The organism is Streptomyces sp. AV19 (assembly GCF_015999245.1).
Lineage (GTDB): Bacteria > Actinomycetota > Actinomycetes > Streptomycetales > Streptomycetaceae > Streptomyces.
Genome location: NZ_JAEAMR010000010.1, coordinates 981,856 through 1,007,968, shown reverse-complemented (window position 1 = coordinate 1,007,968; position 26,113 = coordinate 981,856). Strand labels below are relative to the sequence as shown.

Annotated in this window: 26 protein-coding genes; 16 read left to right on the top strand and 10 right to left on the bottom strand. The window is 72.4% G+C overall.

The window, feature by feature from the left end; genetic code table 11:
* Nucleotides 1-15: 15 nt before the first annotated feature.
* Together I5Q34_RS23010 and I5Q34_RS23005 are read left to right on the top strand one after the other, a co-directional pair.
* On the top strand, nucleotides 16-546 hold the full coding sequence (locus I5Q34_RS23010; RefSeq protein ID WP_374193048.1) for a DUF5134 domain-containing protein: 531 nt from the start codon (nucleotides 16-18) through the stop codon (nucleotides 544-546).
* 193 nt (nucleotides 547-739) lie between these two features.
* The gene (locus tag I5Q34_RS23005; RefSeq protein WP_199894186.1) at nucleotides 740-1,678 is read left to right on the top strand and encodes a M56 family metallopeptidase; all 939 of its coding nucleotides are present in this window, start codon (nucleotides 740-742) and stop codon (nucleotides 1,676-1,678) included.
* Nucleotides 1,679-1,854: 176 nt separating this feature from the next.
* Here the strand turns inward: I5Q34_RS23005 and I5Q34_RS23000 are convergent, their stop codons facing one another.
* Genes I5Q34_RS23000 through I5Q34_RS22990 form a run of 3 tightly spaced genes read right to left on the bottom strand, consistent with a single transcriptional unit; the run spans nucleotide 1,855 to nucleotide 3,268 of the window.
* Entirely contained in the window at nucleotides 1,855-2,559 is a 705-nt protein-coding gene (locus I5Q34_RS23000; protein WP_199894185.1) for a hypothetical protein, read from the bottom strand.
* On the bottom strand, nucleotides 2,556-3,074 hold the full coding sequence (locus I5Q34_RS22995; protein WP_199894184.1) for an RNA polymerase sigma factor: 519 nt from the start codon (nucleotides 3,072-3,074) through the stop codon (nucleotides 2,556-2,558). Before I5Q34_RS22995 ends, I5Q34_RS23000 begins: the two co-directional genes overlap by 4 nt.
* Before the next feature lie 29 nt (nucleotides 3,075-3,103).
* Nucleotides 3,104-3,268 carry a hypothetical protein gene (locus tag I5Q34_RS22990; protein ID WP_199894183.1) on the bottom strand — a complete coding sequence of 55 codons (165 nt, stop codon included), beginning with the start codon at nucleotides 3,266-3,268 and terminating at the stop codon, nucleotides 3,104-3,106.
* A gap of 761 nt (nucleotides 3,269-4,029) precedes the next feature.
* Here I5Q34_RS22990 and I5Q34_RS22985 point away from each other — a divergent pair.
* The 6 genes from I5Q34_RS22985 to I5Q34_RS22960 all read left to right on the top strand — a co-directional run bounded on the left by I5Q34_RS22985 (nucleotide 4,030) and on the right by I5Q34_RS22960 (nucleotide 9,866).
* The gene (locus I5Q34_RS22985; protein WP_199894182.1) at nucleotides 4,030-4,980 is read left to right on the top strand and encodes a hypothetical protein; all 951 of its coding nucleotides are present in this window, start codon (nucleotides 4,030-4,032) and stop codon (nucleotides 4,978-4,980) included.
* 135 nt (nucleotides 4,981-5,115) lie between these two features.
* Nucleotides 5,116-6,570: an amino acid permease gene (locus I5Q34_RS22980; RefSeq protein WP_199894334.1), complete on the top strand. Its 1,455-nt coding sequence runs from the start codon at nucleotides 5,116-5,118 to the stop codon at nucleotides 6,568-6,570.
* Between the two features lie 29 nt (nucleotides 6,571-6,599).
* Complete coding sequence (locus I5Q34_RS22975) at nucleotides 6,600-7,442, top strand: GNAT family N-acetyltransferase (RefSeq protein WP_199894181.1); 843 nt, start codon at nucleotides 6,600-6,602, stop codon at nucleotides 7,440-7,442.
* 39 nt (nucleotides 7,443-7,481) lie between these two features.
* Nucleotides 7,482-7,952, top strand: coding sequence for a hypothetical protein (locus I5Q34_RS22970; protein WP_199894180.1), 471 nt, complete (start codon nucleotides 7,482-7,484; stop codon nucleotides 7,950-7,952).
* A gap of 51 nt (nucleotides 7,953-8,003) precedes the next feature.
* A complete protein-coding gene (locus I5Q34_RS22965; RefSeq protein WP_199894179.1) occupies nucleotides 8,004-8,801 on the top strand; it encodes a GNAT family N-acetyltransferase in 798 nt (265 codons plus the stop codon).
* Nucleotides 8,802-8,849: 48 nt separating this feature from the next.
* Nucleotides 8,850-9,866, top strand: a complete 1,017-nt coding sequence (locus tag I5Q34_RS22960) for a YdcF family protein (protein ID WP_199894178.1) — start codon at nucleotides 8,850-8,852, stop codon at nucleotides 9,864-9,866.
* Nucleotides 9,867-9,911: 45 nt separating this feature from the next.
* Here I5Q34_RS22960 and I5Q34_RS22955 read toward each other — a convergent pair whose 3' ends face one another.
* Nucleotides 9,912-10,358: an RICIN domain-containing protein gene (locus I5Q34_RS22955; protein ID WP_199894177.1), complete on the bottom strand. Its 447-nt coding sequence runs from the start codon at nucleotides 10,356-10,358 to the stop codon at nucleotides 9,912-9,914.
* Nucleotides 10,359-10,567: 209 nt separating this feature from the next.
* Here I5Q34_RS22955 and I5Q34_RS22950 point away from each other — a divergent pair, with 209 nt between their 5' ends.
* Nucleotides 10,568-12,304, top strand: coding sequence for an amidohydrolase (locus tag I5Q34_RS22950; RefSeq protein WP_234429200.1), 1,737 nt, complete (start codon nucleotides 10,568-10,570; stop codon nucleotides 12,302-12,304).
* A 21-nt stretch (nucleotides 12,305-12,325) separates the two neighbouring features.
* Here the strand turns inward: I5Q34_RS22950 and I5Q34_RS22945 are convergent, their stop codons facing one another.
* Nucleotides 12,326-13,249, bottom strand: a complete 924-nt coding sequence (locus I5Q34_RS22945) for a methionyl-tRNA formyltransferase (protein ID WP_199894176.1) — start codon at nucleotides 13,247-13,249, stop codon at nucleotides 12,326-12,328.
* Between the two features lie 365 nt (nucleotides 13,250-13,614).
* On the opposite strand from I5Q34_RS22945, the gene I5Q34_RS22940 reads away from it, so the two are divergent.
* Entirely contained in the window at nucleotides 13,615-15,180 is a 1,566-nt protein-coding gene (locus I5Q34_RS22940) for an MFS transporter (protein WP_199894175.1), read from the top strand.
* 20 nt (nucleotides 15,181-15,200) lie between these two features.
* On the opposite strand, the gene I5Q34_RS22935 is transcribed toward I5Q34_RS22940, so the two are convergent.
* Complete coding sequence (locus I5Q34_RS22935; protein ID WP_199894174.1) at nucleotides 15,201-16,088, bottom strand: poly-gamma-glutamate hydrolase family protein; 888 nt, start codon at nucleotides 16,086-16,088, stop codon at nucleotides 15,201-15,203.
* A gap of 361 nt (nucleotides 16,089-16,449) precedes the next feature.
* On the opposite strand from I5Q34_RS22935, the gene I5Q34_RS22930 reads away from it, so the two are divergent.
* The 6 genes from I5Q34_RS22930 (at nucleotide 16,450) to I5Q34_RS22905 (ending at nucleotide 21,369) form a co-directional block, all read left to right on the top strand.
* Complete coding sequence (locus I5Q34_RS22930; RefSeq protein WP_199894173.1) at nucleotides 16,450-17,694, top strand: hypothetical protein; 1,245 nt, start codon at nucleotides 16,450-16,452, stop codon at nucleotides 17,692-17,694.
* 52 nt (nucleotides 17,695-17,746) lie between these two features.
* Nucleotides 17,747-18,262 carry a hypothetical protein gene (locus tag I5Q34_RS22925; RefSeq protein WP_199894172.1) on the top strand — a complete coding sequence of 172 codons (516 nt, stop codon included), beginning with the start codon at nucleotides 17,747-17,749 and terminating at the stop codon, nucleotides 18,260-18,262.
* Nucleotides 18,263-18,343: 81 nt separating this feature from the next.
* Nucleotides 18,344-19,576, top strand: a complete 1,233-nt coding sequence (locus tag I5Q34_RS22920) for a helix-turn-helix domain-containing protein (protein WP_199894171.1) — start codon at nucleotides 18,344-18,346, stop codon at nucleotides 19,574-19,576.
* A 103-nt stretch (nucleotides 19,577-19,679) separates the two neighbouring features.
* Nucleotides 19,680-19,907, top strand: coding sequence for a hypothetical protein (locus I5Q34_RS22915; protein ID WP_199894170.1), 228 nt, complete (start codon nucleotides 19,680-19,682; stop codon nucleotides 19,905-19,907).
* The gene (locus I5Q34_RS22910) at nucleotides 19,904-20,407 is read left to right on the top strand and encodes a hypothetical protein (protein WP_199894169.1); all 504 of its coding nucleotides are present in this window, start codon (nucleotides 19,904-19,906) and stop codon (nucleotides 20,405-20,407) included. The genes I5Q34_RS22915 and I5Q34_RS22910 overlap by 4 nt, the downstream gene beginning before the upstream one ends.
* Nucleotides 20,404-21,369, top strand: a complete 966-nt coding sequence (locus tag I5Q34_RS22905; RefSeq protein WP_199894168.1) for a pirin family protein — start codon at nucleotides 20,404-20,406, stop codon at nucleotides 21,367-21,369. Before I5Q34_RS22910 ends, I5Q34_RS22905 begins: the two co-directional genes overlap by 4 nt.
* A 91-nt stretch (nucleotides 21,370-21,460) precedes the next feature.
* Here the strand turns inward: I5Q34_RS22905 and I5Q34_RS22900 are convergent, their stop codons facing one another.
* The 4 genes from I5Q34_RS22900 to I5Q34_RS22885 all read right to left on the bottom strand — a co-directional run bounded on the left by I5Q34_RS22900 (nucleotide 21,461) and on the right by I5Q34_RS22885 (nucleotide 26,101).
* On the bottom strand, nucleotides 21,461-21,883 hold the full coding sequence (locus I5Q34_RS22900) for a cysteine/serine endopeptidase inhibitor (RefSeq protein WP_199894167.1): 423 nt from the start codon (nucleotides 21,881-21,883) through the stop codon (nucleotides 21,461-21,463).
* Nucleotides 21,884-22,171: 288 nt separating this feature from the next.
* Entirely contained in the window at nucleotides 22,172-23,560 is a 1,389-nt protein-coding gene (locus I5Q34_RS22895; protein ID WP_374193047.1) for a xylan 1,4-beta-xylosidase, read from the bottom strand.
* A 116-nt stretch (nucleotides 23,561-23,676) separates the two neighbouring features.
* Nucleotides 23,677-25,089, bottom strand: coding sequence for a xylulokinase (gene xylB, locus I5Q34_RS22890; RefSeq protein WP_199894166.1), 1,413 nt, complete (start codon nucleotides 25,087-25,089; stop codon nucleotides 23,677-23,679).
* 13 nt (nucleotides 25,090-25,102) lie between these two features.
* Complete coding sequence (locus I5Q34_RS22885) at nucleotides 25,103-26,101, bottom strand: zinc-dependent alcohol dehydrogenase family protein (RefSeq protein ID WP_199894165.1); 999 nt, start codon at nucleotides 26,099-26,101, stop codon at nucleotides 25,103-25,105.
* Between the last annotated feature and the right edge of the window lie 12 nt (nucleotides 26,102-26,113).

Genomic DNA, 26,113 nt, shown 5'->3' with positions numbered 1-26,113 from the left:
CAGGGATCGCCGTTGGTGGAATGGCTGCTCGTGGCGTTGTCCGCGGCCACCGGGGCGTACGGCCTGCACCGGGCGCGGGCCGGCGCGGCGGGGGAGCGCCGGGCGGCGCGCGGGGACGCGCTGATGGGGCTGGGCATGGCGGTGATGGCGGTGCCTGCCGTGGCTACGGCGGGGCGGCCGTGGGGCGCGGGGCTCTTCGCCGTGGTGTTCGCCGCAGTCGGGCTGTACGCGGGGTTCCGCGCGTTCGCGCGCGGGCGCGGCCCGGGGCGGGCCGGGCACCTGCACCACGCGGTGGGCGCTTTCGCCATGGCCTACATGGCCCTCGCGATGACCGGCGACGGCCATCACCACCATCACGCCGGGGCACCGCTGCTGACGGGGCTGCTGCTGGTGTACTTCGCGGGGTACGTGGTGCGGTCGGCCGGCGCGCTCGTGCCGGCGGGGCCGGCAGGGCCGGTCGGTCCGGCGGATGCCCGGCGGGAGCTGGCCGGTGCCTGCCGGATATCCATGGGGACGGGGATGCTCACGATGCTGCTGATGATGTGAGAGGCGGCCGCCGAGGGCCGTCGAGCACAGCCGGCCGGCGCGGACAAGCCCCGTGCCCGGACCGGGCGCGTGTGGAGAGCCACTGCGGGGCCCACTGCACGACGGCCCCCGGGCCCACTACGCTCGGAACCCACAGAACCCCACGCTGCCGTGCATCACGCTGCCGTGGATCACTCTGAGGGGAAGGGCACCCATGCTGGTCCCGCTGGCGCTGCTGGCCCTCGGCGGGCTGCTCGCGTCCCTGGCACCGCGCGTACTGGCCCGGGCCGACTGGCCCGACCGCGAACCCGTGCTGGCGCTGTGGGTGTGGCAATGCGTCGTCGTGGCCGTGCTGTTGTGCTGCGCGCTGGCCATGTCGCTGAGCGCGGCCGCCGCGTGGGAGGCCGTGCGCGGCAACGTGTTCGCCCCGGCGCCGCACGCGGTCGTGGAGGCCTACGCGCTCGGGGCCTACGGATCCTGGGCCGCTCCCCTGGCCGTCGTCCTGGCATGTGGCGCGGTGTGGACGGCCGTGATGCTGACCCGGGAGATCCGCGCCTCGCGCGCCGCGCGCCGGCAGCGCCGGGCCGACCTGCTCGTCCGCTCGCCGCGACTGCCCGGTGAGGAGCCGGGCGACGGCCGGCTGGTGCTGCTGGAGTCCGAGCGCCCGGACGCGTGGCTGCTGCGCGGCGACCGGACGCCCCAGCTGGTGATCACCACGGGTGCGCTGCGCCGGCTCAACGACTCCCAGCTGGACGCCCTGCTGGCGCACGAGCAGGGGCATCTGCGGGCCCGCCACGACTGGCTGCTGCACTCCTCGGGCGCCCTGGCCAACGGCTTCCCGCAGGTGCCGGTCTTCGCCGCGTTCCGCGACCGGGTGCACCACCTGGTGGAGCTGGCGGCGGACGATGTGGCGTCCCGCCGGTTCGGCCGGCTGACCACCGCGCTGGCGCTGGTCGAACTCAACGAGAGCCGTGGGGTGTTCGACCCCTGCGCGGGCCGGGCGGCCCAGGTGCCGGGGCGGGTGCACCGCCTGCTGGCGCCGGCCCCTCGCCTGACCGCCGCGCGCCGGCTGCGCCTGACGGCGGCGGCGGCGCTGGTTCCGGTGGTGCCGGTGCTGGTGGCGTTCGTGCCGGGGTTGCGGGCGTTGGGGTGAGCGGTGCGGGTGGTTTGCCGTTGGGTTTTGTGCCCCGGACCCTCCCTTTCACCGTTTCTTCCGGGGCTGCGCCCCTCGGCCCCGCATCGCCCTGCGGGCGATGTCCTCAACGGTGAAAGTGGGGGTGCCCCCTCTGGGGGAGGGTCCGGGGCAAAACCCACCCGCGGCACCGCCCCTCAGCGCACCCCCGTCAGCTCCCCGATCCGCTCCGGAAAATCCGGCTGCGGCAGCGGCAGATCGACCTCCTCGACGAAGCCCAGCGCCCCCGGCACATACGCGATCACCGCCGACGCCGCCGGCGAGAACGTCTCCCCGTCCCGCAGCCCGTCCAGCATCTGCAACGCCATGTTCAGGTCGTTGCGGTCGATCTCCTCCGGCGTCTCGGGCATCAGGGACTCCAACCCGGCCTGGCGGCGCCACAGTTCCGCCTCCTTGCGCTCGCCCAGCGCCATGTGGTGCAGGTACAGACAGCAGGCGGCGCCGGTGTCGTCCGCCCCGGCGCCGAACTGCCACCAGAAGCGGGCGCTGTCCTCGCGCTCGGCCAGCTGCAGCACGCAGCCGAGTACGAGCGCGCCCTCGGGCTCCAGCAGCCGGTCGGCCAGGAGGGTGCCGAGCTTGTGCAGGTCATGGGCGACGACTGTCTTGCACAGGCTGCGCAAATGGCGGTAGAAGGCCCGGTGGGGCAGGTAGTTGCGCTGGGCGGCGCGGACGGCCGCGGTGCGCGCCGGCTCCATCTGGTCGTCGAAGTTGAGGGCTCCGTGCCACATGCGCTCGGTCAACCGGACGGCCAGCCGGGCCTCGGCCCGGTCCACCTCCACGATCGGGTAAGGGCGCCGGTCCAGACGGGCCTTGGCCAGCACGTGGTCGAGTGTTCCGGTCACCGGTGCTCCTCTTCTCTCTCCAGTCCGAGCGCGTCGTGCAGGCGGTGTCGGGCGTGCCGGGCGGTGGAGCGCACTCCCCCCTCGGTGATGCCCATGATGTCGGCGGTCTCGCGGACGCTGTAGCCCAGGCAGTGGTGCAGGACGATGACGTCGTGCTGGCGGGCGGGCAGGGCGCGGATCGCCTCGTAGATCGACATGCTGAGTTCCAGCTCCCCGATGGGGTCGGCCGCCTGTCGCAGGGCGACGGTCTCGAAGGCCGCGGTGTCGATGACGGCGGGGCGCCGGCCGCGGGCCCGTGCGCAGTCGATCGTCCGGTGTCTGACCACGGCCCACGCGTAGGCGTTGGGGTTCTCGGTGCCCAGGACCTCGCTCCAGGTGAAGTAGAGGTCCTCGAAGGCCTGGTCGACGGCCTCTTCGGCGTCGTGCCGGTTGCCGAGGTAGAGCTCGGCCCAGTGCACGTAGGCGGCGCGGTAGAGCTGGTGGAACGCCCGGTAGTCGGCGGGCAGTCCGGTCACGGGAAACGTGCTGGCTCGGGAGGGTGGCGTCACCTTTCGCCTCCCCGCCGCCGGCGCGGGCCGCGGCGCGGTTCGCCGGTGCCGATGCGGACACCGGCGGTCGCCGCGCGGCGCGACAGGGCGAGGGCGTCGCCGCCGAGGACGCGCGCGCGGGCCGCCGCGGTCGGCAGGTCAGCTGTGTGGTGTGGGTTCACGGAACTGGTGGTCCCTCCGGTCGCTGTGATCGTGTAGCCGGGCGCGGCGGCCGTTTCCCCGAAGTCCGCCGCGCCGTTGCGGAGGGGGAGCCGCTGCGGCAGGCCCCCTCACGCCGGTAAAGGCGTTTCCGGAGGGCCTTTTGTGCAGCGGGCGAACGTAAAGTCTTACGGAACGTTGCGCTCCGGCCAGGCGGTGGGCGGCCGGAGGCCGCCGTCCGGGGCGTGGCCGTCGCTGTCCGACGTGGCCCTTCGGCGGGGGCCGGGGTGGTGCCGTCGGCGGGCGGGCCACGGCGGGGCGTCAAGCCGGACGTCTGCCCGTTCACCGGTTCCGGTGTCGTCCCAGGCTGCTGTCGGTGGAGGGGAGTTTTGCCCCTGCCCCGCCCTTTCACCATTTCTTTGCGCTCCGCGCGGGGCAACGCGGCCGCGCCGCGTTCGTCCTCAAGCTCCCCGGAGGGGGCAACCCCAGACGGGCTGAAACGACGCGGCCCCTCCGGGCCGCCCCGCACCTGACACACCCACCCCCGTCCCCTCACCCCCCGGATTGCCGAACATCCGTCCTGGGCACGGAAATCGACGGAAATCGAAAGCATGCGGGACTGGATCGTCCGGATCGCCCTCCGCGTCCGGTGATCCTGAGTAGGGTGTACTTCACTGGCCGTGAGCCTCCCTGGCCACGCGGTGGATCCATTCGCCGCCCGGCACGGCCGAGTTGCGTGATTCCGTATCCGTGGCGACAACTATTGCGACAGGTGGCAGGTGAAATGGTCGCTGGCTCGTTCGAGGGTCGGTACGTGTGGCATCCGGCCGCCGACGACCACGAGTTGGCCCAGGCGTGCGTCGACGTCCAGGCCGGCCGGTACCAGAGCGCGCACACCGCGCTCCACGAGGTGCGGGACGACTTCGCGACGCGCGCCCACCGCTCCCTGGTGCTGGCCTCGATGGCGGCCGACTCCGACCTGGCCGAGCGCGGCCTGGCGGAGGAGCCGGGCGCGGACGCGGCCCTGCTGTGGGCGCGCGTAGCGATGCTCCGCGCCCTGCGCATGCCGCCCGAGGACCGGCGCACCGCGTCCCTGATACGAATAGCCGAGGCGGCCTGCGACCAGGCCGCGCGCATGGCCCCCCAGGACCCCACCCCCTGGGTCGCGAAACTGGCCCTCGCCCGCACCGGGCCGGTCCAGGACCCCGCCCCGCGCGGCCTGCTCACCGCGCCGCGCGGCCCGTGGTCGGTCTTCTCCCGCGCCCTGACGCTCGACCCGTGGAACCGCGAGGCCCACCACCGGTTCCTCTCCTTCTACTTCGCCCGCCACGGCGGTTCGGCGAGCGCCCGCTGGGACGTGGCCGAGTTCCTCGGCAACCGCGCCCCGGCCCATTCGCCCCTGCGGCTGCTGCCGCTGGTCACCCTCGTCGAGGACTACGACCCCAAGGCCGACCCGTTCGCCATCCGCGCCTGGCGGCAGCGCCGTTGGCGCACCCTCGCGCTGGACGTCTACGCGCACTGGTTCCCCGAGGTCCCCGGGTACCGCTTCACCCCCGTCCTGGACCTGGCCTACCTGGCCCACGCACTGTTCATGGCCGACTGCCACGCCGAGGCGTGCAAGGTCTTCACCGCCATGGGCCCGTACGCCTCCCGCATGCCGTGGAGCGCCTTCGGCGCGCCGGAGGACCAGCTCAGCCGGGCGCGCCGCCGCTGCGGACTGCCCGTGCCGCCCTGACCCGACTCCCCGCAAGCCGTCCCTGTCCCGTCTCGCAGGAAGAGCCGCCGTCCCGTGTCGGAGCACTCCTCCCCCGCTCACGCCCGCAGACAGGCCGCCCACGTCGCGCTGGACGACGACGCGACGCTGCACGCCATGGGCTATCCGCGCAAACTCACCCGCCGCTTCCGGGCGTTCGACAACTTCGCCATCTCGTTCACCATCATCAACATCATCTCGGGGATCTTCTCGTCCTTCGGCTTCGGCATGGGTGCCGGCGGGCCCCGCGTCCTGGTCTTCGGCTGGATAGGCGTCTCGGTGATGGTGCTGTTCGTCGGCGCGTCCATGGCCGAGATAGCCTCCGCCTATCCGACCAGCGGCGCGCTGTACTTCTCCGCCGGCAAGCTCGCCAAGCGGCGCAAGGGCGCCTGGTCCTGGTACACGGGCTGGCTCAACTTCATCGGCCAGGTGGGCGGGACGGCCGCCACCGACTTCGCCGCCGCCACCTTCATCCAGTCCTTCATCGCGCTGCAGTGGCCGTCCTACCACCCCACGGCGCAGCAGACCGTGGGCATCACCGCGGCGATCCTCCTCGTCCAGGCCCTCGCCAACACCTATACGGTGCGGCTGGTCGCCATCCTCAACCGGATCTCGGTGTGGTGGCTGCTGATCGGCCTGGTCACCATCGTCACCTGTCTGATCGTGATGCCCTCCGGTCACCAGTCCGCCGACTTCGTCACCCACTTCGCCAACAACACCGGGTTCTCCAACGCGGTTTACGCCGGAATGCTCGGACTGCTCGTCACCAGCTGGACGTTCACCGGCTTCGACGGCAGCTTCCACATGTCCGAGGAGACCGTGCGGGCCACGGTCAACGCCCCCCGGGGCATCGTGCGGGCCATCGGCTACTCGGCCCTCACCGGGCTGATCCTCATGCTCGCCCTGGTCTATGCCATCCGTGACTACGCGGCCGAGGCCGCCGCCGGCGCGCCGCCGGTGCAGATCCTCATCGACGCGCTCGGCCTGTCCACCGCCAAGCTGCTGCTGCTCGTCGTCATCGGCGCCATGCTCTTCTGCGGGCTTGCCAACATGACCAGCAACACCCGGCAGATCTTCGCCTTCTCGCGCGACGGCGCGATGCCCGGCTCACGCCTGTGGCACTCGGTCTCCCCGCGCACCCGCACGCCCGTCAAGGCCGTGTGGCTGGCGGCCGGCTGCGCCCTGGTGCTCGTGGTGCCGGGCTGGTGGTCGCACGTCGCGTTCACCGCCGTCGTCAGCATCAACGTCGTCGGCCTGTTCCTGGCCTACGGGGTGCCGATCTTCCTCCGGCTGCGGCTGGGCGACGAGTTCCGGCCCGGCCCCTGGAACCTGGGCCGCTTCGGCCGGCCGGTGGCGGCCGTGGCCGCGGTGTGGATCGTGCTGAGCAACGTCCTCTTCATGCTCCCCCAGGCGTCCCCCATCACCGCCGAATCGTTCAACTACGCGCCGATCGCCCTGGTCGCCGTCCTGGTGATCGCCACCGTGTGGTGGTTCGCCGCCGCCCGCCGCCGCTTCAAGGGGCCCGTCAGCTACGGCAGTCCCGACGAGGTGGCCGCGATGGACCTGATCTAGACGGACAGAACAGAAGAACAGGAATCGCCATGAGCATCACCCTCGCCCCCGCCACCCCCGAGGACTGGCAGCAGGTCACGGCCTGGAGCGCCGAGGAGGGCTGGAACCCCGGCCACGGCGACGCGGCCTGCTTCCTGCCCACCGACCCGGCCGGCTTCTTCGTCGGCCGGTCCGGCGACGGCCGGATCCTCTCCGCCATTTCGGTCGTCAACTGGTCCTCGGAGTACGCCTTCCTGGGCTTCTACCTGGTCGACGCCGGCCACCGGGGCAACGGCCTGGGCCTGGCCACCTGGCGCGCCGCCTTCCCGCACGCGGGCACCCGGACGGTGGGCCTCGACGCCGTCCCCGCGCAGCGGGACACGTACCGGCGCTCGGGCTTCGTCCCCGCCCACACCACCGTCCGCTGGTCGGGCCGTCCCTCGGGCGCCCCGGACCCCGCCGGGGTCATCCCCTTCTCCCCCGACCACCTGGACGCGGTCGCCGCCTACGACCACCGCCACTTCCCCGCCGCCCGCCGCGACTTCCTCGCCCGCTGGCTCACCGCCCCCGGCCGCACGGCCCGCCTGTGCCTGCGCGACGGCCGCGTCACGGGCTACGGCGCCATCCGCCCCGCCCGGGACGGCCATCGCGTCGGCCCCCTCTGCGCGGACACCCGCGCCGACGCCGAGGCCCTCCTCGACTCCCTCACCGCCCACCTGGCCCCCGACGAGACCGTCCACCTGGACGTCCCGGAACCCAACGTCTCCGCCACCGCCCTGGCCCAGGAGCGCGGTTACGCCCCCGGGTTCTCCACGTCCCGCATGTACGCGGGCCCGGCACCGGCGACGCCGCTGGAGGGGGTGTACGCGGTGGCGAGCCTGGAGCTGGGGTAGGGCGGGCCCGGAGAGCCGCCCCGCACCAGTGTTCCCCGGGTGGAATGGACAAGCCTGGTCGGCACCGTGGTCGGCGCGGTCGTCACCACCGCCTCGGCAGTGCTGCCGGACCGCCGCCGCCGGCACCGCGAACGTGGAGAGCGCGAGACCGCCGTGCGCCGCGCCCTGTACGCCGAGTACCTCGCGGTGCTCGCGGAGGCGCGCACCGGCTGCGCCGTTCTGGCACGGGACACCGGCAGGGACCCGGCGGACCGCTTCACCGCCGCCCGCGAGGTGTTCGCCCCCTGCGAGCGGCTGCGCTACCAGATGGCCGTGACCGCGCCGCCCGTGCTCGTCGAGGCCGCGCACACCGCCCACCGGCGGCTGCGGGACTTCCGCGACCGGGTCATCGAGGGGGCTCTTGAGCACGAGCCCCGGTACCGCGAGAGCACTGCGGCGTTCAACGAGGCCCTGGCCGAGTTGCGGGCGCTGATGCGCGAGGATCTCCTCGGCGAGGGGGCAGTGCGGTGAACGGGGTTACGGAACAAATGAGTTGCCGATCGGTTCCCGCTCCTTAAGGTCATGTCCGTGACCGGAATCGACGGCTTGCTCGCGGCCTACGACGAGCAGATGCGCGGCGCCCCGCGCGCCCTCCCCGCGGGTGTCCACTGCGAGCGGGACGGCCCGCTGCTGCGCGTCGTCGGCGACGTCCACGGGTTCGTCGCCGCGCCGCGTGACGTGGGGGTGCGCGGGGCCGCGCTCGACGAACTCATCGTCCGGCAGCGGAACTTCTACGCCGCCCGCGACCAGCCCGTCGAGTGGAAGCACTACGCGCACGACCTGCCGGCCGACCTCCCGGAGCGGCTGCGCGCCGCCGGCTTCGTGGCCGACGAGCCCGAGACCGTCCTCATCGGGCGGGCCGCCGACGTGGCGGCGCCGCCCGTCGTGCCCGACGGCGTCGTCCTGCGGCGCGTCACGGAGGACGAGGACATGCGGCGGATCGCCGCGTTGGAGACGGCCGTCTGGCGGGAGGACTGGGCCTGGATCGGTGACGACCTGATCGCGCGCGTCGCGGCCGCGCCGGACGACATCGTCGTCATGGTGGCGGAGGCGGCGGGCGAAGTGGTCTGCGCCGCATGGCTCGTTCACCATTCAGGGAGTGACTTCGCGAGTCTGTGGGGCGGTTCGACGCTGCCGGCCTGGCGGGGACGGGGCATCTACCGCGCGCTGGTCGCCGCCCGGGCGCGGCTCGCGGTGGCGCGGGGCGCGACGTACCTCCAGGTGGACGCGTCGGACGACAGCGCGCCGATCCTGCGGCGGCTGGGGTTCACGGCGGTGACGACGACCACGCCGTACGTCTGGTCGCCCCCGGACCGCTGACGGTCCGCCGATGGTCCGCTGACGGTCCGTTTTGCGTACCATGCGAGCGTGATCGCCTATGCCCCAGCAGTCCTGTTCCTCGTCCTGTTCGCCATCGGCGTGCTGCGGGACCGACGCCGCTTCAGCAACGCCGTCCTCCTCGGACTCGCCTGCATATCCCTGCTGTTCGCGCTGATCGTCGTCGCCGCCCGGGCGCACGACCGCGGAAACCCGGGCCTGGCGTGGTTCCTGGCCGCACTCCTGCTGCTGATCCCCTTCCTCGGGGCCTTCGTGCTGCCGGCGCTGCTGGTCGCCAACGGCGTGAAAATGATCCGCAAGGAGGGGCGCAGCCCGGCGAACCTGCTGTCGTTCCTCGCGGGCCTCGGCATCTTCGGCCTCATCGGGCTCATGGTGGCGGCCGCCGTCACGGGCTCGCGCGGCCTGGCCGCGGCGACCGGCACGCTGCTCCTGATCGCCGCCTACGTCTCATTCCTCTTCTTCTGCTTCATCGGCTACGCCTTCCTGTACGGCAGGCTGCGGCCGCGCCGGAACGCCGACTTCGTGGTGGTGCTCGGCTCCGGCCTGATCGGCGGGGAGCGGGTGCCGCCGCTGCTCGCGAGCCGGCTGGAGCGCGGCCGCCGGGTGTACGAGGCGCAGGCGGCGCGCGGCAGGCCGCCGGTCCTCATCACCTCCGGCGGGCAGGGGCCGGACGAGAAGCTGCCGGAGTCCCACGCGATGGCGAACTACCTCACCGAGCGCGGCTTCCCCGCCGAGCACATCCTGCGCGAGGACCGCTCCCGTACCACCGAGGAGAACCTGGAGTACAGCAAGGCGATCATGTCGGCCGCCGTGCCCGGCTACAAGTGCGTGATCGTGACCAACAACTTCCACGCCTTCCGGGCCGCCCTGATGGCCCGGAGGACCGGTGTCGACGGGCAGGTGGTGGGCTCCCCGACGGCCGCGTACTTCTGGCCGAGCGCGACCATCCGGGAGTTCGTGGCGGTCTTCCTCCAGCACAAGGCGGTCAACTTCACGATCTGCGGGCTGATCGCGGCGCTGGGCGCGCTGACCGGGACGCTCGGCTGAGCCGCCGTACGGCGTCGTGGGCGGCCACGACGCCGTACGGGTCCGTCACTTGACCGGGGCCAGCCGCCACTTCTGGTTGTCGCCGTTGTTGGCGAACCACTGGATGACATTGGTGCCGGCGGCCGTGCCGTTGTCGTAGACGTCCAGCAGCTTGCCGCTGTTGTGGTTCTTCAGCGTGTAGACGCCGTCGCCCAGCGGCGTCAGCAGCCACTGCTGCGAGGCCCGGGCCGGGTCGGCCGTCCACTGGACGACGTCGGCCCCGTCCGCCGTGGCGCTGTCGGCCACGTCCAGCGCCTTGCCGCTGCACCGGGCGCGGAGGGTGTACAGGCCGGCGGCCGCGTCCACCGGGCTGACGTCCCATATCTGCGCGTCGGTGCCGTTGGCGTCCCACTGGTAGACGTTGGCGCCGTCGTCCTTGCTCGCCCCGGCGACGTCCAGCAGCTTGCCGCTCTTGACGCTGGTGAGGGTGTAGGAGCCCTTGAGTTCGGTCACGTGAGGTGTCCTCTCGGTCACATGGTGTGCGGCGAGGGACAGTAGTGGCGCCCGGGAAAATTGATCAAGCGGGTAGGGCGGTATTCGGCCGCGCGCGACGGGCCGACTCGACCGGCCGCTCCGGCACTTGACGCGTCTCCCCTCGTCAACGGATCCTCCGTTCGTTCGACAGTGAATCATCACGGCATCACGAACCGGAGGATTTCCGCATGCCAGCACCTCACGAGCGCCCGCGCACCTCGATGTCCCGGCGGCACGCCGGCCTGCTGCTGGGCGGGGCGGCGGCCGCCTCGCTGTTCACCGGCGCGGGGCGGGCCTTCGCCTCCGGCGGGGGCAAGGCCGCCGATCTCGTGTTCCACAACGGCGATGTGATCACGATGGATCCGAGACGGCCGAGAGCGACGGCCGTCGCCGTCCGCGCGGGCCGGATCCTCCACGTCGGCGACGACGCGGGCGCCCGGGCGTTCGCCGGGCCCGGCACCGAGACGGTGAACCTGCGGGGCCGCACACTGCTCCCCGGCATCAACGACACCCATCTGCACGCGGCGGTCTACCGGTTGAACCTGCCGCCGTACGCGCTGGACCTCGGCCCCACCGCCGTGAAGTCCGTCGCCGACATCACCGCCGCGGTGGCCGCCGAGGCCGCGCGCACCCCGGCCGGGGAGTGGATCCGGGGCGCCGGCTGGAACCAGTACCGCCTGGCCGAGCAGCGGGGGCCGAACCGGGACGACCTCGACCGGGTGGCACCGCACCACCCGGTGTTCCTCCAGGACTACGGCTACCACGTCAGCGCGGTCAACTCCCGTGCCCTGGAGCTCGCGGGGATCACCGACGCCGGCCCCGGCGACCCGAGGAAGCCCGGCGTCGACTACGACGCCAACGGCCGGCCCACCGGCCTGCTGCGCTACGGCGCCCAGGCCCTCGTCCAGCTCCTGCTCCCGCCCCGCAGCCGCGAGGAGCGCAAGGAGGCGATCCGGGACGCGATCGGCCACCTCCACGCGCAGGGCATCACCAGCTTCACCGAGCCGGGCCTGGGCCCCGGCGGCGACGGGCTCGGCGGCGGCACCCAGGGCCTGGAGACCCTCGCGGCCTACGCCGACCTGGCCCGGGCCGGGTCCCTCGACGCGCGGGTCAGCGCGCTGTTCCTGCCCTGCTCCCAGTCCGGCGGCTCGGCCGCCGCGGTCGACAAGGCGCTGCGCGAGTTCACGCCGCCGACCGGTCTCGACCCCCGCCGGCTCACCGTACGCGGGGTCAAGCTCTTCTCCGACAGCGGCGGCGACCTGCTCGTCGCCGGGAACACCGACGAGGAGCGCGCCGCCGAACTCACCGAGATGATCCGCCTCGCGCACGTCGCGGGCTACCAGGTGGGGGTCCACTGCTACAAGTGGGTGCCCACCGTCGTGGACGCGTTCGTCGCCGCGCTGCGCCGCCACCCGCGGGCCGACGCCCGGCACGTCGCGATGCACGGCGCGTCCGTGTCCGCCGATCTCCTGCCCACGATGGCCAGATACCGCATCGGACTCGGCCCGCAGGCGCAGAGCTGGGCGAACGCGGTCCACGGCGCGGCGCGGGGTCCGGCCGGCGACGCGTTCCTGCCGTGGCGCTCGGCCGTGGACGCCGGCGTCCCCTTCCTCGGCAGCTCGGACGCCCCGGTGAACGAGCCGAATTGGCGCGCGGGCGTCCGTGCCCTGATGACCCGGCTCGGCTCCTGCGGCGAGGTCCACGGCCCGGAGCAGCGCCTGACCCTGGAGCAGGCGCTCGCCGCCTACACCACCGCCGGTGCCTGGCAGGACTCCGCCGAGGGCTGGAAGGGTTCGGTGACCGTGGGCAAGGTGGCCGACCTGTGCGTGCTCGGCGGCAACCTGCGTACCACGCCTCCGGAGGAGATCCCCGGGCTGCCCGTGGCGATGACCGTCTTCGACGGCCGGGTCGTCCACGGGGGATGACGAGTGACCGGCCCGGGCCCGTCAGGTGAGTTGGACGCCGAGCCGGGGCAGGACCTTTTCCGCGGGGCCGGGCCGGTCCCCCTCCCACTGGGCCTCGAGCAGGATGATGCCGTCCGAGCCCGGCGCCCAGCTGGGCCCGCAGCTGACCGCGACGCCGCCCTCGGCGTGCCGCACGACGCGTCCGGGGGTGCCCCGGTAGGCGCGGACCGGGCGTTTGGCGCGTTTGACGTACAGCTTCCGGCCGTCGGCGGCCGTGCACCAGGCGTTGAGGAACGGGTCGCTCTGCGCCCTGATCAGATTGAACAGACGGGTGGTGGACAGCGACCAGTCGATGCGGGTGTCCGCCTCGGTGATGCGGTGGTAGAAGGAGGAACCCGTCGTCGGCTGGGGCACCGGCTGCTCGCCGTGGGCGACGCGGTCGAGGGCGGTGAGCACGGCGCCGGGGTACGCGCGCAGCATCGCGGCGTAGACGGATCCGGCCGTCTCGTCGTCCCCGATGGGCACCACGACGGAGTGCAGAACCGGGCCGGTGTCGAGTTCGGGGTCCATGACGTGGGCGGTCAGGCCGGTCCTGGTCTCCCCGTTGCGGATGGTCCAGTTGACCGCGCCGAACCCCGCGTAGCCGGGGAGCAGCGCGTCGTGGACGTTGACGGGGCAGCGGGAGGGGATGCGCAGGACGGTCTCGGAGATCCGGGTGCGCCAGTTCGTGGAGACGAGGACCTCGGGGGCGGCCTGCCGCAGGACGGGCAGCACCTGGGGTTCGTCGGCGTGGCGGGCGAAGTGCACGGGCAGGCCGAGCTTTTCGGCGAGTTTGACGACGTGGTCCTCGCCGAGACCGGCGTAGGACGGCCGGTGGGTGAGCACCGCGACCACCTCGTGGTGCTCGGTCAACGGGCCCAGTACGGTCGCGCCTATCTCACCGTAGCCGAGGAAGACGGTCCTCATTGCAGCCTCCAGCGGTGGCGGGCCCCTCGGCCCACGGGGTGTCCAGGATTTCGTGGCTGATCGAGTGTGCGGGACGGCCGGGCGTCCAGGAAGGGCGCGCGCCCGAACGCGGCCGGAAAGCGCCGTTCCCGAAGACGCGTAGGAGTTGGTTCAACCGTTGCTGTTTCCGGGACAGTTGTTGGCCGTGAACGGTGTTTCGCATTAGCTTCTCGGACGCCTCCCCTACCCACGCTCTCCGTGACCACGCCTGCTGGGCCGAGGACACCCGACGCTCCTCAGAGCCAGCCCCGCCGAAGTCCCACCATCGGTTCCGCCGGTGCAGTAGTCGTCCGACGGGGAACTGCAGCCATCCGAGGAGCTGTTCGATGTCGACTGATCGTGCCTCTCTGGCGGGTCCACGCGAGTGGATCGGACTCGCCGCGCTCACGTGCCCGGCGCTGTTGATCGGCCTGGACTTCACCGTGCTGCACCTGGTGCTGCCCCGGCTTTCGGCGGAACTGCACCCGAGCAGCGTCCAGATGCTGTGGATCGTGGACATCTACGGCTTCGTGATCGCCGGGATGCTCATCCCGATGGGGGCCCTCGGCGACCGGATCGGCCGGCGGCGCCTGCTGTCGATCGGCAGCGTTCTCTTCGCGCTGGCCTCGCTGTTGACGGCCTACGCCACGAGTCCGGCCATGGTGATCGCGGCGCGGGCGCTGCTGGGGCTGACCGGCGCCACGCTGCTGCCGTCCACCCTCGCGCTGGTCACCAACATGTTCCGCGACGACAAGCAGCGCCGGTTGGCGATCGCGGTGTGGAGTACGGCCCTGAGCGTCGGCAACGCGGTCGGCCCGGTGGTCGGCGGGGCGATGCTGGAGCGCTTCTGGTGGGGCTCGGTCTTCCTCCTGGCACTGCCGGTGATGGTGGCGCTGTTGGTGCTGAGCCCGCTGGTGGTGCCGGAGTACCGGGACGCCGAGGCCACCGCCCGCATCGACATGACCAGCGTCGGCATGCTGATGGCCTCGCTGATCACCGTCGTCTACGGCATCAAGCAGTTCGCCAAGGACGGCCTCGGGCCCGTGCCGGTCGTCGCGGTCGTCGTGGGCGCGGTCATCGGCGTGTTCTTCGTGCGCCGCCAGCGCAGGCTGCCGGATCCGCTGCTGGACCTGGCGCTCTTCGCCCACCGGCGGTTCAGCGTCTCCATCGGTGCCCAGATGCTGGCCATGGTCGCCCTGGCGGCCTTCCAGTTCTTCCTGATGCAGTACCTGCAACTGGTCGAGGACCTCTCGCCGTTGACGGCCGGGCTGTGGACCGTGCCGGGCATGGTCGCCGGAGTCGTCGGGGCGCTGCTGGGCCCCGCCTTCACCCGGGCCTTCACCCCGGGCCAGGTCATCAGCGGCGGGCTCGCCGTGGCGGCGGCCGGGCTCGTCGGCGCGGTCTGGGCCGCGCACAGCCTCGTCCCCATCGTCGTCGCGTTCATCGTGACGAACCTGGCGATCAACATCGTCTGGGCGCTCAGCTACGACCAGATCCTGGGCGCCGCGCCGCCGGAGCGGGCCGGTACGGCCTCCGGGGCCGCGGAGACCGGCAACGAGCTCGGCCTCGCCCTGGGCGTGGCCCTGTCCGGCAGCCTCGCCGCCGCCGTCTACCACGCCTCGGTCTCCGGCTCGCTGCCGTCGGCGCTCTCCCCGCACGACGCGGACACCGCCGGCGACAACCTCGCGGGCGCCGTCTCCGTGGCCGAGCGGGTGCCGGCCGCGGTGGCCGACCGGGTCCTCGACGTCACGCGTGACGCCTTCACCGACGGCATGCAGCTCGCCTCCGGCGTGCTCGCGGCGCTGATGGCCGCGATGGCCGTCGCCGTCGGCCTGCTGCTGCGCGACCGGCCCGCGGCGCCGGCCGTCACCGCCGTGCAGGGCGACACCGCGCCGGAACAGCCCGCCCGTTGATGTCACCGGGGGTGGGGCCGCTACAGGATGACCTGGTCCGGCCCCGCCTCCAGGCGGCCGATCGCCGCTCGGCAGGCCGCCGTGAAGCTCCGGAACGTGTCGTTGGTGGTCTTCGCCCGCCCCTGGCGGGTGAAGGTGCCGAACATGCTCTGCCGCAGCTCCGTGGTGATCTCCAACTGGCCGCCCTTGCCCAGCAGGGTGCGGTTGCAGGGGTTGTCGGCGTGGTCGCCGTTGAGGTCGGGGAGCTTGGACCCGTCGACGGTCTGGAAGCCCGCGGCGCGGAGCTCCTCGTGCAGGTGGCGCTGGAAGTCGGTGTTGCGGCCGCCGACCACCACCGCCTCGGGGCGGGAGGCGGGCACGCCGGCCTGGGAGGCCGTACAGCCGTGCAGGCTCAGGACGTTGAGGCTGCCGGCGGCCATGGCGAGGGCGACCCGGTCGTCGCAGTGCTTGGACGTGACGTGCAGCTCGCGGTTGTCCGCGTTCCGCAGCCCCTCGAACATCCAGTAGTCGTACACCGGGCCGTCGGCCTGGGCCCGCTCCAGCGTGGCGGGGTGGTAGCCGGCGATGCCCAGGCACAGTTCGGACGTACCGGCCTCGATGCCGCCGCCGTGCAGGGCCAGGACGGTCGTGCGGTGGAAGGGGAAGCGCCGGTCGGGGCTCGCGTCGGCCATCTCGTGACGCCTGTAGCGGCGGGCGTAGTCGGTGCCCTCGCCGTTCGGGAGCCGCTGGTACAGCTCGGTGTTGGAGGCGTAGGTGTCACCGACGGCCGAGGCGCGCGCGGTGCCCGCGCCCAGCGCGGAGAGCAGGGGCGCGCCGACGGTCGCCGCCGCGAGGGCGGTGAGGAGCGTTCGCCGGCTGGCGCGGGGCTGCTGCGAGGACGACGGGGACGACTGGAACGACTCGGACATGCGAATCCATGACTGTTGATTGGCCGATTGTTGACCATTGAGTCTCCCCTTGCCGGTGACCCGAGGTCAACATCCGGCGTCCGCCCCAGCACCTCGGAAACGGATCAACCGGCATCGCCAGTCCGGCATTTCGGCCGCAAAGGTGACTCATACCGCCGCGAATTGACAGCTTGTGGCCAAGCATCCGGCCGACCCGAGGGGACTTAGGTCTTCCGGTGTAGACATGGCCCGCATCACCGATCGGCCGGTCCTGCGGGGCGGAAGTCGCCTCGACGAGAGACCCGCCCGTGCTCCTCACGCGTTCAGGCACTGCCGGTCCACCGGAATCAACCACCGGACATCAAGGGGGAATTCTTCAACCATGCGCGCGATATCCAGAGCCCTGGCGACCGCGACACTTCCGGTCGCCCTTCTCGCGGCCGGCACCGGAGAGGCCGTGGCAAGCCCGGCCGCCAGCCAGGAACAAGCGGCCACCGGTTCATCAGCACAAGGCGCCGCCGAATTCCGTTTCGACGGGGACAAGCAGAAGTTCTTGTCCGGAAATCCCTCCGACCGGCCCCTGCCGGTCGTCAAGCGCATCGACGGCACGGCCACCCATTTCGCGCTCGTGAAGAAGTCCGGGAGCAAGGACGCGGCGCTCGCCGATGTCACGCTCGCCGATTCCCGCGACAAGCTGGCGCGCGCCGTCTGGGCCTCCGACTCCACGTTCGTGGACCTCTCCTGGCCGAGCCTCGGCGGCGGCGCCACCTACCAGGTCCTGCGCGACGGACAGTCCATCGGGACGACCTCGGCGACCAGCTTCCGGGACGGCAAGGTCCGCGCCGGCACCACGAGCGAATACCGGATCGTCGGGACGGGACGAGCCCCCCGAGGCGAGTGGACGGCGGCCGAACGCGACGCGTTCGAGCGCACTGGCGAGGCGCCCCTCAACGGGCACACCTGGAACTTCCAGGTCCACGTGCCGCGTTCGTCCGCGTCCGGCGACCTCCGGCAGGCGGCCGCCCAGGCGGAGGCGAAGGCCAGGCAGTACCACTCGACGAGCATCAACTACCGCACGTTCATCCGCGGCAAGTGGATCACGGCCCCCTACGGGTGCACCTACACCAAGGGCTACAAATACACGGGCGACAACCGCGGCTTCAGCAAGAACGACAACGCGTCGCACCGCACGGAACTGAAGGCCGTGCTCTATTGGGCGCAGGGTGGGCATTCCTGGCGCTCCGACATCGGAACGACCCATGTCTACAGGACCAACGGGAAGTTCGTCGCCAAGAAGAAAGCCAGCGACAAGAAGATGTCGTTCCGGGTCATGTCCGCCTCGGGCAGCAAGCGCCAGATCCGGGGCATCACCGAGGCGGGCAATCCGTTCTGCAAGTACGGCAGCATTTCCGCGTATTACAACGCCACGGTGGCGCGGAACGGCGACTTCTACGTCTCGGGCCGCCACAAGCGGATGCCCGACCACGAGATGATCATCTCGGGCACCACGCTGTCCCCGTACCGGACCTACCGGACGTTCGTCCACACCAACAAGCAGGCCAGTCCGCTCTGCCTGGTAAGGCCCGCCTGCGAACCCGCTACGATTGCCAACTGGGGTTCGTACTAGACGTCCTGGAAGTCTCTTGATCGGTTCCGACAACCGTCGATTGGCATGCCTGATGAGCGCACCCATCGTCCGGACGGCCGCCCACGCGGCAGCGGCGTCGTTTCTGCCCTGGCTGGTGGGTGCGCTCATGGCTTACGCACTCCTCTACCAGGGCGGTTCCCCCGCCGAGGGGGAGACCGCCGCCGACGCGAGGAGCGACGGCCGGGACATCTTCTCCGCCGACTGGCTCTCGTTGCCCTGGGCGCTCTTCCCCCTGGTGACGGCCGTGGCCGTGGCCCTGCTGCTGGCCGTACGGCCGACCCCGTCCCGATGGCTCCTGGCCACGCGGAACACCGTCGTCTACGCGGTGGTGCTGCTTCTCACCGCTCTGGCCCGGGCGTCGGCCCAGGGGGCCGAGGCCCCGGTGGACGACGCCTTCCTGGCGCTGGCCCTCGCGCTCTTCACGCTCCAACTCCCGCTGTGCTTCCTGCTGTCGGCCGCCCTGACCGGCCCTCTCGAAGCCCCGGACGGACCGCCTGCCTCCCCGCCCCGGGACCTGGAGCGGGGGCCTTCGCGTCACCGCGGCTGACACCGTCGGGAAGGGGAGCGCTCTCAAGAGGGCGCATTCGGCCCTACGCTGTTCGGTAGGCAGCGTCGTGCGGAGGGCACCGTGGACATTCCTGAAGAGCTGAGCACCGGTGAACGCGTCAGGCTCCTGCGGGAGTCCCGGGGGATGTCGCGGCCCGTGCTCGCCGGCCTGTGCGGGCGTGGACCGGACTGGCTCAAGAAGATCGAGTCCGGGGAGCGTGAACTCCGTTCGCACACGCTGCTCCTGCGTCTCGCGGCGGGACTCCAGCTCGCCGACCTTTCCCTCCTCACCGGCGGCCCCTCGGCGGTCGCCCAACCGGTTCCCCAGGGAAGGCTGAGTCACCCGGCCATGCCCGCGGTCTGGGCGGCGGTGATGAACCGCAGCCTCACTCCGTCGTCTGAAAGCGCCCCGGACGTCGCCTCGTTGGGCGTCCGGACCGAGGAGGCATGGCGGCTGTGGCACGCCTCGGGACGGAACCGTACCGAGGCGTGCGCACTGCTTCCCGCTCTGATCCGGGAGGCCGAAGGCGCGGCCCGGACCATCGACGGACCGGCCCGGCGGTCCGCACTCGTCGCCCTCTCCGACACGTACCGGCTCACCGGTCAGGCCACCGCCTATATCGCCCCGGCTGAACTGGCCTGGGTCGTGGCCGACCGGGCGCTCGCCGCAGCACAACAGGCGGACGAACCGGCGGCCATTGCCTGCGCTGCCTGGAGCATGGGCAACGTGCTGCGCGAAACCGCCTACCCCGACGAGGCGTTGAGGGTCGTCACCGAGGCCGCCGGCCTCCTTCGCCCCCATCTGGAGGACGGTCCCGACGACTGGCGCGGCATTTACGGAGCGCTCCAACTGCACGCCGCCGTGACCTGCGCGCGCGAGGGCCGCAGCGGGGACGCCTGGCGGCACTGGGACGCCGGTGATCAGATCGCCAAGTCCCTGCCCGCCTCCTATGTTCACCCGAGCACGGTCTTCGGCCGGGCCAACGTCGACTTCCACGCCGTCTCCGTCGCCACCGACCTGCGGGCCTCCGGTCAGGCCCTGTCCCTGGCCGGCGATCTCGACCCCGACCTGATGCCCTCGGTGGAGCGCCGGGCCCGGCTCTGGGTCGAGGTGGCACGCGGCCACCTGCTGCGCGGGGACCGTACTGCGGCCCTGCACGTCATGCAGGTGGCACGCGGGATCGGGCACGAGACCGTCGCGTACACCCCGTCGGCCCGCACCGTGGCCGCCGACCTGTGGCGGAAGGCGCCCCGCGCACTGCGCAAGGAGGCGGGCGCCCTGGCCCAGGCGATCGGAGTGCCGACGGGCGAGTAGGGGACAGCCCGGCACACGGGGACGTTCTGTCCCTCTTGCCTCTGGGCCGCGGACCTACGGTGTCACCCCGTCACCGGACGTCCACGAGTCAGGGGCCACATCCATGAGCAGCGTCCATCACTTGCACGCTTCACCCCGCAGGGAAGGCAGGGCCACAGCCGACGAGAACACCGGCGAAGTACGCGTCCCCCTCACCCTGTTCCACTTCGACCAGCCGCAGGCCCAGACGGACCTGGTGCTCAACCATGCGGAGGCCGCCGATCTGCACGACAGGCTCGGGGCGCTTCTCGACACGGTCCGCGTGCCTCGCCCGCAAGGGAGGCTCGCATGACCGGAGAGACCACCCGCGCCGCCAACTGGCTCGTCTCCCGCGAGCCCCACCCCCGTACCGCCCGCGAAGCCTGGGCCAAGGGCCTGCCCGCGACGCTCCGGGCCGGGCGGCACTTCGCGGCCGTCCACGCACCTGCGGCCTTCGTCGAGAGCGGCATCATCGGCATCCGCGACCGCGACGCCGTCGAACGGCACTTCCGCACCGCCGGCATCAACAGCGCTGTCATCGTCTCCCGCCGACAGCACCAGTACACCGTCCTCGTCCCCGCCACCACCGCCCTCACCTGGAACGAGCCCGGCACCCATTGCCTCGGCAACGACCACTGGACCAACTACCTCGCCGTCCCGCCGCCCGTACGTCGCGAGCCACCCGGCGCCCACTGGCTCTTCCCCGCGCCCCACGACGACGTGACCCTCGCCGACCCCGTCGCGCTGCGCCTCCTCCTCGGAAGGAGTAAAAGCCAACAAAACGACACCCTCTTTGGCAGAGTGCACCCATGAGCAATCTCGATCTCAAGCCCGCCCCCACCCTCTGCGGCGGCCGCGAGGACGTCACCGCCCGGCCCGTGCACGAGCTGCTGCCCTCCAAGAACGTCCCGCTCGGCGAGAGCAACGTCGTCCGACGCCTCCTCCCCAGCATGGGGCGGCGCATGATCGGAGCTTGGTGCTTCGTCGACCACTACGGGCCGGACGACATCGCCGAGCAACCCGGGATGCAGGTGGCGCCGCACCCGCACATGGGCCTGCAGACGGTCAGCTGGCTGCACGACGGGGAGGTGCTGCACCGCGACAGCCTCGGGAGTCTGCAGACGGTGCGCCCGCGCGAGTTGGGCCTCATGACCTCGGGGCGGGCCATCGCACACTCCGAGGAATCACCGCGCGAGCATGGACGACTGCTGCACGGGGCGCAGCTGTGGGTGGCGCTGCCGGACGCGCACCGGCACGCGGAGCCGGCCTGGGAGCACCATGCGGAGCTGCCGCGCGTGACCGGCGGGGGCGTCGGCGCGACCGTCATCCTCGGGGAGCTGGACGGCGCGGCGTCCCCCGGGGCGACGTTCACGCCGATCATCGGCGCGGACATCGCCCTCCCCGCAGGGGCCACCCAACACCTCCCTGTCCAGCCGGACTTCGAGTACGCGGCGTTGACCATGTCCGGCGAGGCCGAGGTGGACGGGGTGCGGCTGGCGCCCAGCTCGCTGCTCTACCTCGGATGTGGACGCCACGAACTGCCGCTCCGGGCGGACGTGGACAGCTCGTTCATACTGCTGGGCGGCGAGCCGTTCGACGAGCACCTGGTGATGTGGTGGAACTTCGTGGGCCGCAGCCATGACGAGATCGCGCGGGCGCAGGAGGACTGGACGGCGGGTACGCGCTTCGGGGAGGTGCGGGGGTACGACGGGGCTCCGCTGGCCGCACCCCCGCTGCCGCCCGTGCCGCTCAAGCCGCGCGGCCGGGTGCGCTGATCGCCACCGCCCCGCGGCCGTCCGGTCGGTGGCGGGCCACGGCGTACGGCCCCGGCCCGCCACCGGTCATCGGCTCAATCGACTCACCGCCTCAGCGGACGAACTTCCAGGTGACGCCGTTGACCACGCCCCGGTCGAGCGGCGCGAGCTTCTCGAACGCGGTCTTGCTGAGGTCTATGTGAGTCCGGTCGCACGACGGGCACTTGTCCTTGACCGGCACTCTGATGGTCCTGCCGTTGTAGGTGACCTCCACCGATATGCCGTTGCACAGCGGATCGTTGTTCGGGTTGGTGGAGGTCCACCACGCGGCCGGGATCGCGACCAGGTCCTGGGAAGACGCGTCGATCGGCGTTCCGCAGGCGCCGTATCCCCGGTCGTCGTAGTAGGTCATCTTGCCGCTCATCGGCTGGCCGACCGGGACGTCGGCGGCGGCCGGTCCCGCGCCGACGGCGATGCCGGTGGCGGTAGCGACCAGGGCGGCGGCCGCGTAGCGGACAGGACGTAACACGCGCATGGGTTTCTCCTTGTTCGAGGTGTCCGGGCCGGGCGGGCCGCGGCATGCCTCGGAGCCGGCATGACAGGGCAATGCGGCACGCGGGCGCACGAAAGCCCGGGACAGCGGCAATTCATCGGAGTGCGCCTGACTTCGGGAATATCAACGCATGGACCTCAATGCCCCCGCAAGGCTCATGAGTCACAGTTGTCCGGAAGTCATTGACACATACATCGACTTGAGCCGGAATCGGCGTACACCGTTGACGCCGAACTCGCCTTGATTACTCATCGCGCGGCTGCGGCCCGCTCAGCGCGCCAGCCAGCGCACCTCGTACGGACCGAGGGACAGCTTCCGCCCGTCCACCCGGGCCTCGACCGGCCGGTTCTCGGTGTTGACGACAAGCACGGCCGCGTCGTCGGCGAGGGTCTGGATCTTCGCGCCTGCCCGTGCGGTGGCGGCCACCGGGTGGAAGGCGCTGCCCGGGGGGAATTCCTGGGCGAAGCGGTTCAACAGGCGGGCCATGGGCAGCTCTTGGCCCCCGTCGCGGAGGTGGGTGCTGCGCCACAGGCAGCCCGGGCAGTCGTCCCCGGTCCGCTGCGGGTTCCAGTAGAGGGCCGCCGACGCGCCGCCCTCCGCGAGGCGCATCAGCGCGGTGGCCTGCACGGCGGTGCGGTGCGCCTCGCTCCAGCCGTCCCGGCCGCCCGGCCTGTCGTCCTCGGCGGGCGGCTCGACGTACCACTCGGCCCACCACACGGGGAGTCCGGTGACGCTCCTCAGCCAGCGGGTGACGTCGGTGAACTTCTCGGTGGCGGCGAACTCGTCGGGGATCGTCCGGTGTCCCTCGCGCGTGTAGCTCGCTCCGTCGACGACGACGAAGTCCGCGCCCGCCTTGCGCGCGTTCCAGTAGCGGACGACGTCGACGGAGCGCCGGTCGAGCGCGCCCCAGGGGCCGCGTACGTCGGGCGAACCGTCCTCGTCGTCGGGCGGGTCGTGGTCGACCACGACGTACGGGCCGCCGACGAGGTTCTGCGGGTTCTGCCGCTTCAGCTCCGCGTGGACGAGGTTGTAGAGCTCGGTGTACCCCTCGTAGTTCCAGCGGCGCCTGCGCTCGTCGTAGAAGCCCTTGAGTTCGTTCCAGACGAGGAAGTGCCTGATGTCGGGGTAGCGGCGGGCGATCGTGCCCGCGAGCCGGGCGAAGTCCCGGTAGTGCCGGCGGTCGGGGGCGACCTCCAGGCGGGACCAGTCGGTGCGCCCCTTCCGGCCGCCCTTCATCCAGTCGGGGGCGCCGCAGAGGGTGAGGACGGGGGTGGCGCCGGTGGCCCTCATGAGGGCGACGCGCTCGTCGAGGGACTCGAAGTCGTAGCGTCCCGGGGCTGGTTCGGGGTTGTCCGCGCCCCAGCCCATGATGTGCTGGTTCTGCGGGAGGGAGCGGGTGGAGAGCAGGCCGGCGGCCCTGCGGGTGGCGCCGTGGGTGCCGTGGTCGGCGCTGTGCTGGGTGTGGGTGAAGCCCCAGCCGGGGCGGGTTCCTTCCCGGGGACGGGCATCCTTCGGCGCCGGGCCGCCGCCGGGCCGGCCGGCGGCCGGTGTCAGTGGCAGCGCGGCCAGGGCGGCAGTGCCGCAGGCGCCGATCAGGGCGGCGAGCCGCCATCGTCCCGCGCCGGACATCGTCGGCCGTGTCACGTCATGTCGTCCCACAGCAACCGAGAATATGCGGCATCGTCCGGTTTTCGTCCCCGCACACGCCCTCCTGCCGGAGTGAACATCCCTGCGGACTCCGCGACTTGGGTCACCGGCCGCAGAGCCCCGGCATATCAGACCCCGTACAGCGCCCGCCGCGCCCCCGCGTACGCCTCCCGCACCGCAGCCCCCGCCGCTCCCCCGTCCTCCGGCGCCGGAATCCCGGCGGCGTCGGCCGTGGCCCGCCAGCGCGGTGGCTCCGCCCGCCCGCTCAGCGCCCATGCCGCCTGCCGCGCCGCGCCCAGCGCCACGTATTCGTCGGGGCGCGGCACGGTCACCGGTGAGCCGAAGACCTGGGCCGCGATCTCGCCGACCACCGGGGAGCGGGCCGCGCCGCCGATCAGCAGCACGCGGCCCGTTCGTACGCCCTGGTCCCGCAGGCGGTCCAGCGCGTCGGCCAGGCCGCAGAGCATGCCCTCGACGGCGGCGCGGGCGAGGTGGGCCGGGGTCGTGTTGGCGACGCGCATGCCGTGCAGACTGCCCGCCGCGCCGGGGAGGTTGGGGGTGCGTTCGCCGCCGAGGTAGGGCAGGAGGACGAGGCCGTCGGCGCCGGGCGGGGCCTGGCGGGCGAGGCGTTCCAGGCCGGGGAGGTCGGCGCCGAGCATGCGGGCGGCGGAGCTCATCACGCGGGCGGCGTTCAACGTGCAGACCAGGGGCAGGAACTGCCCCGTCGCGTCGGCGAATCCGGCGACCGCGCCGGACGGGTCGGCGGTGGGCCGGGCGGAGCGGGCGAAGGCGGTGCCGCTGGTGCCGAGGGAGACGACGACGTCGCCGTCGCCGATGCCCAGGCCCAGGGCGGCGGCCATGTTGTCACCCGTCCCCGCCGCGACCAGGGCGCCGCCCGGGGTGCGGCCCGCCGCCTCGAACGGGCCCAGGACGCGCGGGAGCCGGGGCGTCCGGCCGCGGAAGGCGAGGGCGAGGAGGTCGGTGCGGTAGCGGCCCTCGGCGGGGGCGTAGTAGCCGGTTCCGGAGGCGTCGCCGCGGTCGGTGACGGGCTCCGCGCCGGCGTCCGCGCCGCCCCGCAGGCGCCAGGTCAGCCAGTCGTGCGGGAGCATCACGGACGCGGTGCGGTCCGCGTGCGCGGGCTCGTGGTCGGCGAGCCAGCGGAGCTTGGCGGCGGTGACGGCGGCGACGGGCACGGTGCCGGTGGCCTCAGCCCAGGCGGCCGGGCCGCCGAGTTCGGCGACGAGCCGCTCCGCCGCGCCGGCGGAGCGGGTGTCGTTCCACAGCAGGGCGTCGCGGACCGTGCGGCCCCGCGCGTCCACGGCGATCAGGCCGTGCTGCTGCCCGGCGACCGCGACCGCGTCCACGTCCTCCAGGAGCCCGGTCCCCGCCGCGCACAGCGCCCGCCACCAGGACTCCGGGTCCACTTCGGTGCCCTCGGGGTGCGGGGCCCGGGCGCTGCGCAGGACCTCGCCGGTCTCCGCGTCGCAGACGACGACCTTGCAGGACTGGGTGGAGCTGTCCACTCCGGCCACGATGGCCACGGTTTCGTCTCCTTCAGCCGGCCGGGCGGATCTGGATCTTGCGGCCTGCGCCGGCGGTGAACGTCTCCAGCGCGGCGGGGAAGTCGTCGAGCGCGAAGCTGTGGGTGATCATCGTGTCCGCGTCCAGGACGCCCTTGGCCATCAGCTCCACGGCCCGTCCGAAGCTGTGCACCACGGCCATCGAGCCGACGATGGTGATCTCGTCGTTGTAGATCCGGAACGGGGAGAACGACGCCGTGGCGGCCGAGGGCGCGACGCCGAACTGCTGGAAGGTGCCGCCGCGCCGGATGTGCCGCAGCGCGTCCTCGATCACCGGCACGGCGCCGGTGCAGTCGATCACGATCTCCCAGCCCTGGGGGCGGTTCAGCTCCTCGGCGCTGGTCGCCACGGAGTCGGCGCCGAGCCCTTCGGCGACCTTCAGCCGCGCCTCGTTGATGTCCACGACGGACACCGACGCGGCCCCCGCCCGCACGGCGAGCTGGAGCATCATCAGGCCCATGGTCCCGGCGCCGTAGATCAGGTAGTGCGCGCCCAGGTCGCGGGGCAGCTTGTCGAAGGCGTGCACGGCGCAGGACAGCGGCTCGATCAGCGTGCCGTGCACGAGGTCCACGTTTTCCGGGAGCGGGTAGCAGTTGGCGGCGGGCACCGCGACGTACTCGGCCATCGCGCCGTCCACGGTGTCGCCGATCGCGCCCCAGTTCTCGCAGAGGTTGCCGCGGCCGATGGCGCAGTAGTGGCAGGCGCCGCAGAACAGCGACGGATCGACGGCGACCTTCTGCCCGGTGCGCACGCCGCTCACCCCCGGGCCGAGCGCCACGACCTCGCCGGTGAACTCATGGCCGGGGATGATCGGGTACGGCGTGGGTGCGAACTCGCCCTGGACGATGTGCAGATCGGTGCCGCAGATGCCGACGGCGGCGACCTTGACGACCACCTCTCCGGGGCCGGGAGCGGGGTCCGGGACCGTGCGGACGGAGAAGTCGCCGGGAGTCTCGATGACCAGAGCGCGCATGTCGGGTGGTGC

Coding starts and splice junctions, on each gene's coding strand:
- I5Q34_RS23005 (WP_199894186.1), top strand. CDS start 740: ATGCTGGTCCCGCTGGCGCTGCTGGCCCTCGGCGGGCTGCTCGCGTCC.
- I5Q34_RS22985 (WP_199894182.1), top strand. CDS start 4,030: ATGGTCGCTGGCTCGTTCGAGGGTCGGTACGTGTGGCATCCGGCCGCC.
- I5Q34_RS22980 (WP_199894334.1), top strand. CDS start 5,116: ATGGGCTATCCGCGCAAACTCACCCGCCGCTTCCGGGCGTTCGACAAC.
- I5Q34_RS22975 (WP_199894181.1), top strand. CDS start 6,600: ATGAGCATCACCCTCGCCCCCGCCACCCCCGAGGACTGGCAGCAGGTC.
- I5Q34_RS22965 (WP_199894179.1), top strand. CDS start 8,004: ATGTCCGTGACCGGAATCGACGGCTTGCTCGCGGCCTACGACGAGCAG.
- I5Q34_RS22950 (WP_234429200.1), top strand. CDS start 10,568: ATGCCAGCACCTCACGAGCGCCCGCGCACCTCGATGTCCCGGCGGCAC.
- I5Q34_RS22945 (WP_199894176.1), bottom strand. CDS start 13,249: ATGAGGACCGTCTTCCTCGGCTACGGTGAGATAGGCGCGACCGTACTG.
- I5Q34_RS22940 (WP_199894175.1), top strand. CDS start 13,615: ATGTCGACTGATCGTGCCTCTCTGGCGGGTCCACGCGAGTGGATCGGA.
- I5Q34_RS22935 (WP_199894174.1), bottom strand. CDS start 16,088: ATGTCCGAGTCGTTCCAGTCGTCCCCGTCGTCCTCGCAGCAGCCCCGC.
- I5Q34_RS22930 (WP_199894173.1), top strand. CDS start 16,450: ATGCGCGCGATATCCAGAGCCCTGGCGACCGCGACACTTCCGGTCGCC.
- I5Q34_RS22925 (WP_199894172.1), top strand. CDS start 17,747: ATGAGCGCACCCATCGTCCGGACGGCCGCCCACGCGGCAGCGGCGTCG.
- I5Q34_RS22915 (WP_199894170.1), top strand. CDS start 19,680: ATGAGCAGCGTCCATCACTTGCACGCTTCACCCCGCAGGGAAGGCAGG.
- I5Q34_RS22910 (WP_199894169.1), top strand. CDS start 19,904: ATGACCGGAGAGACCACCCGCGCCGCCAACTGGCTCGTCTCCCGCGAG.
- I5Q34_RS22905 (WP_199894168.1), top strand. CDS start 20,404: ATGAGCAATCTCGATCTCAAGCCCGCCCCCACCCTCTGCGGCGGCCGC.
- I5Q34_RS22900 (WP_199894167.1), bottom strand. CDS start 21,883: ATGCGCGTGTTACGTCCTGTCCGCTACGCGGCCGCCGCCCTGGTCGCT.
- I5Q34_RS22885 (WP_199894165.1), bottom strand. CDS start 26,101: ATGCGCGCTCTGGTCATCGAGACTCCCGGCGACTTCTCCGTCCGCACG.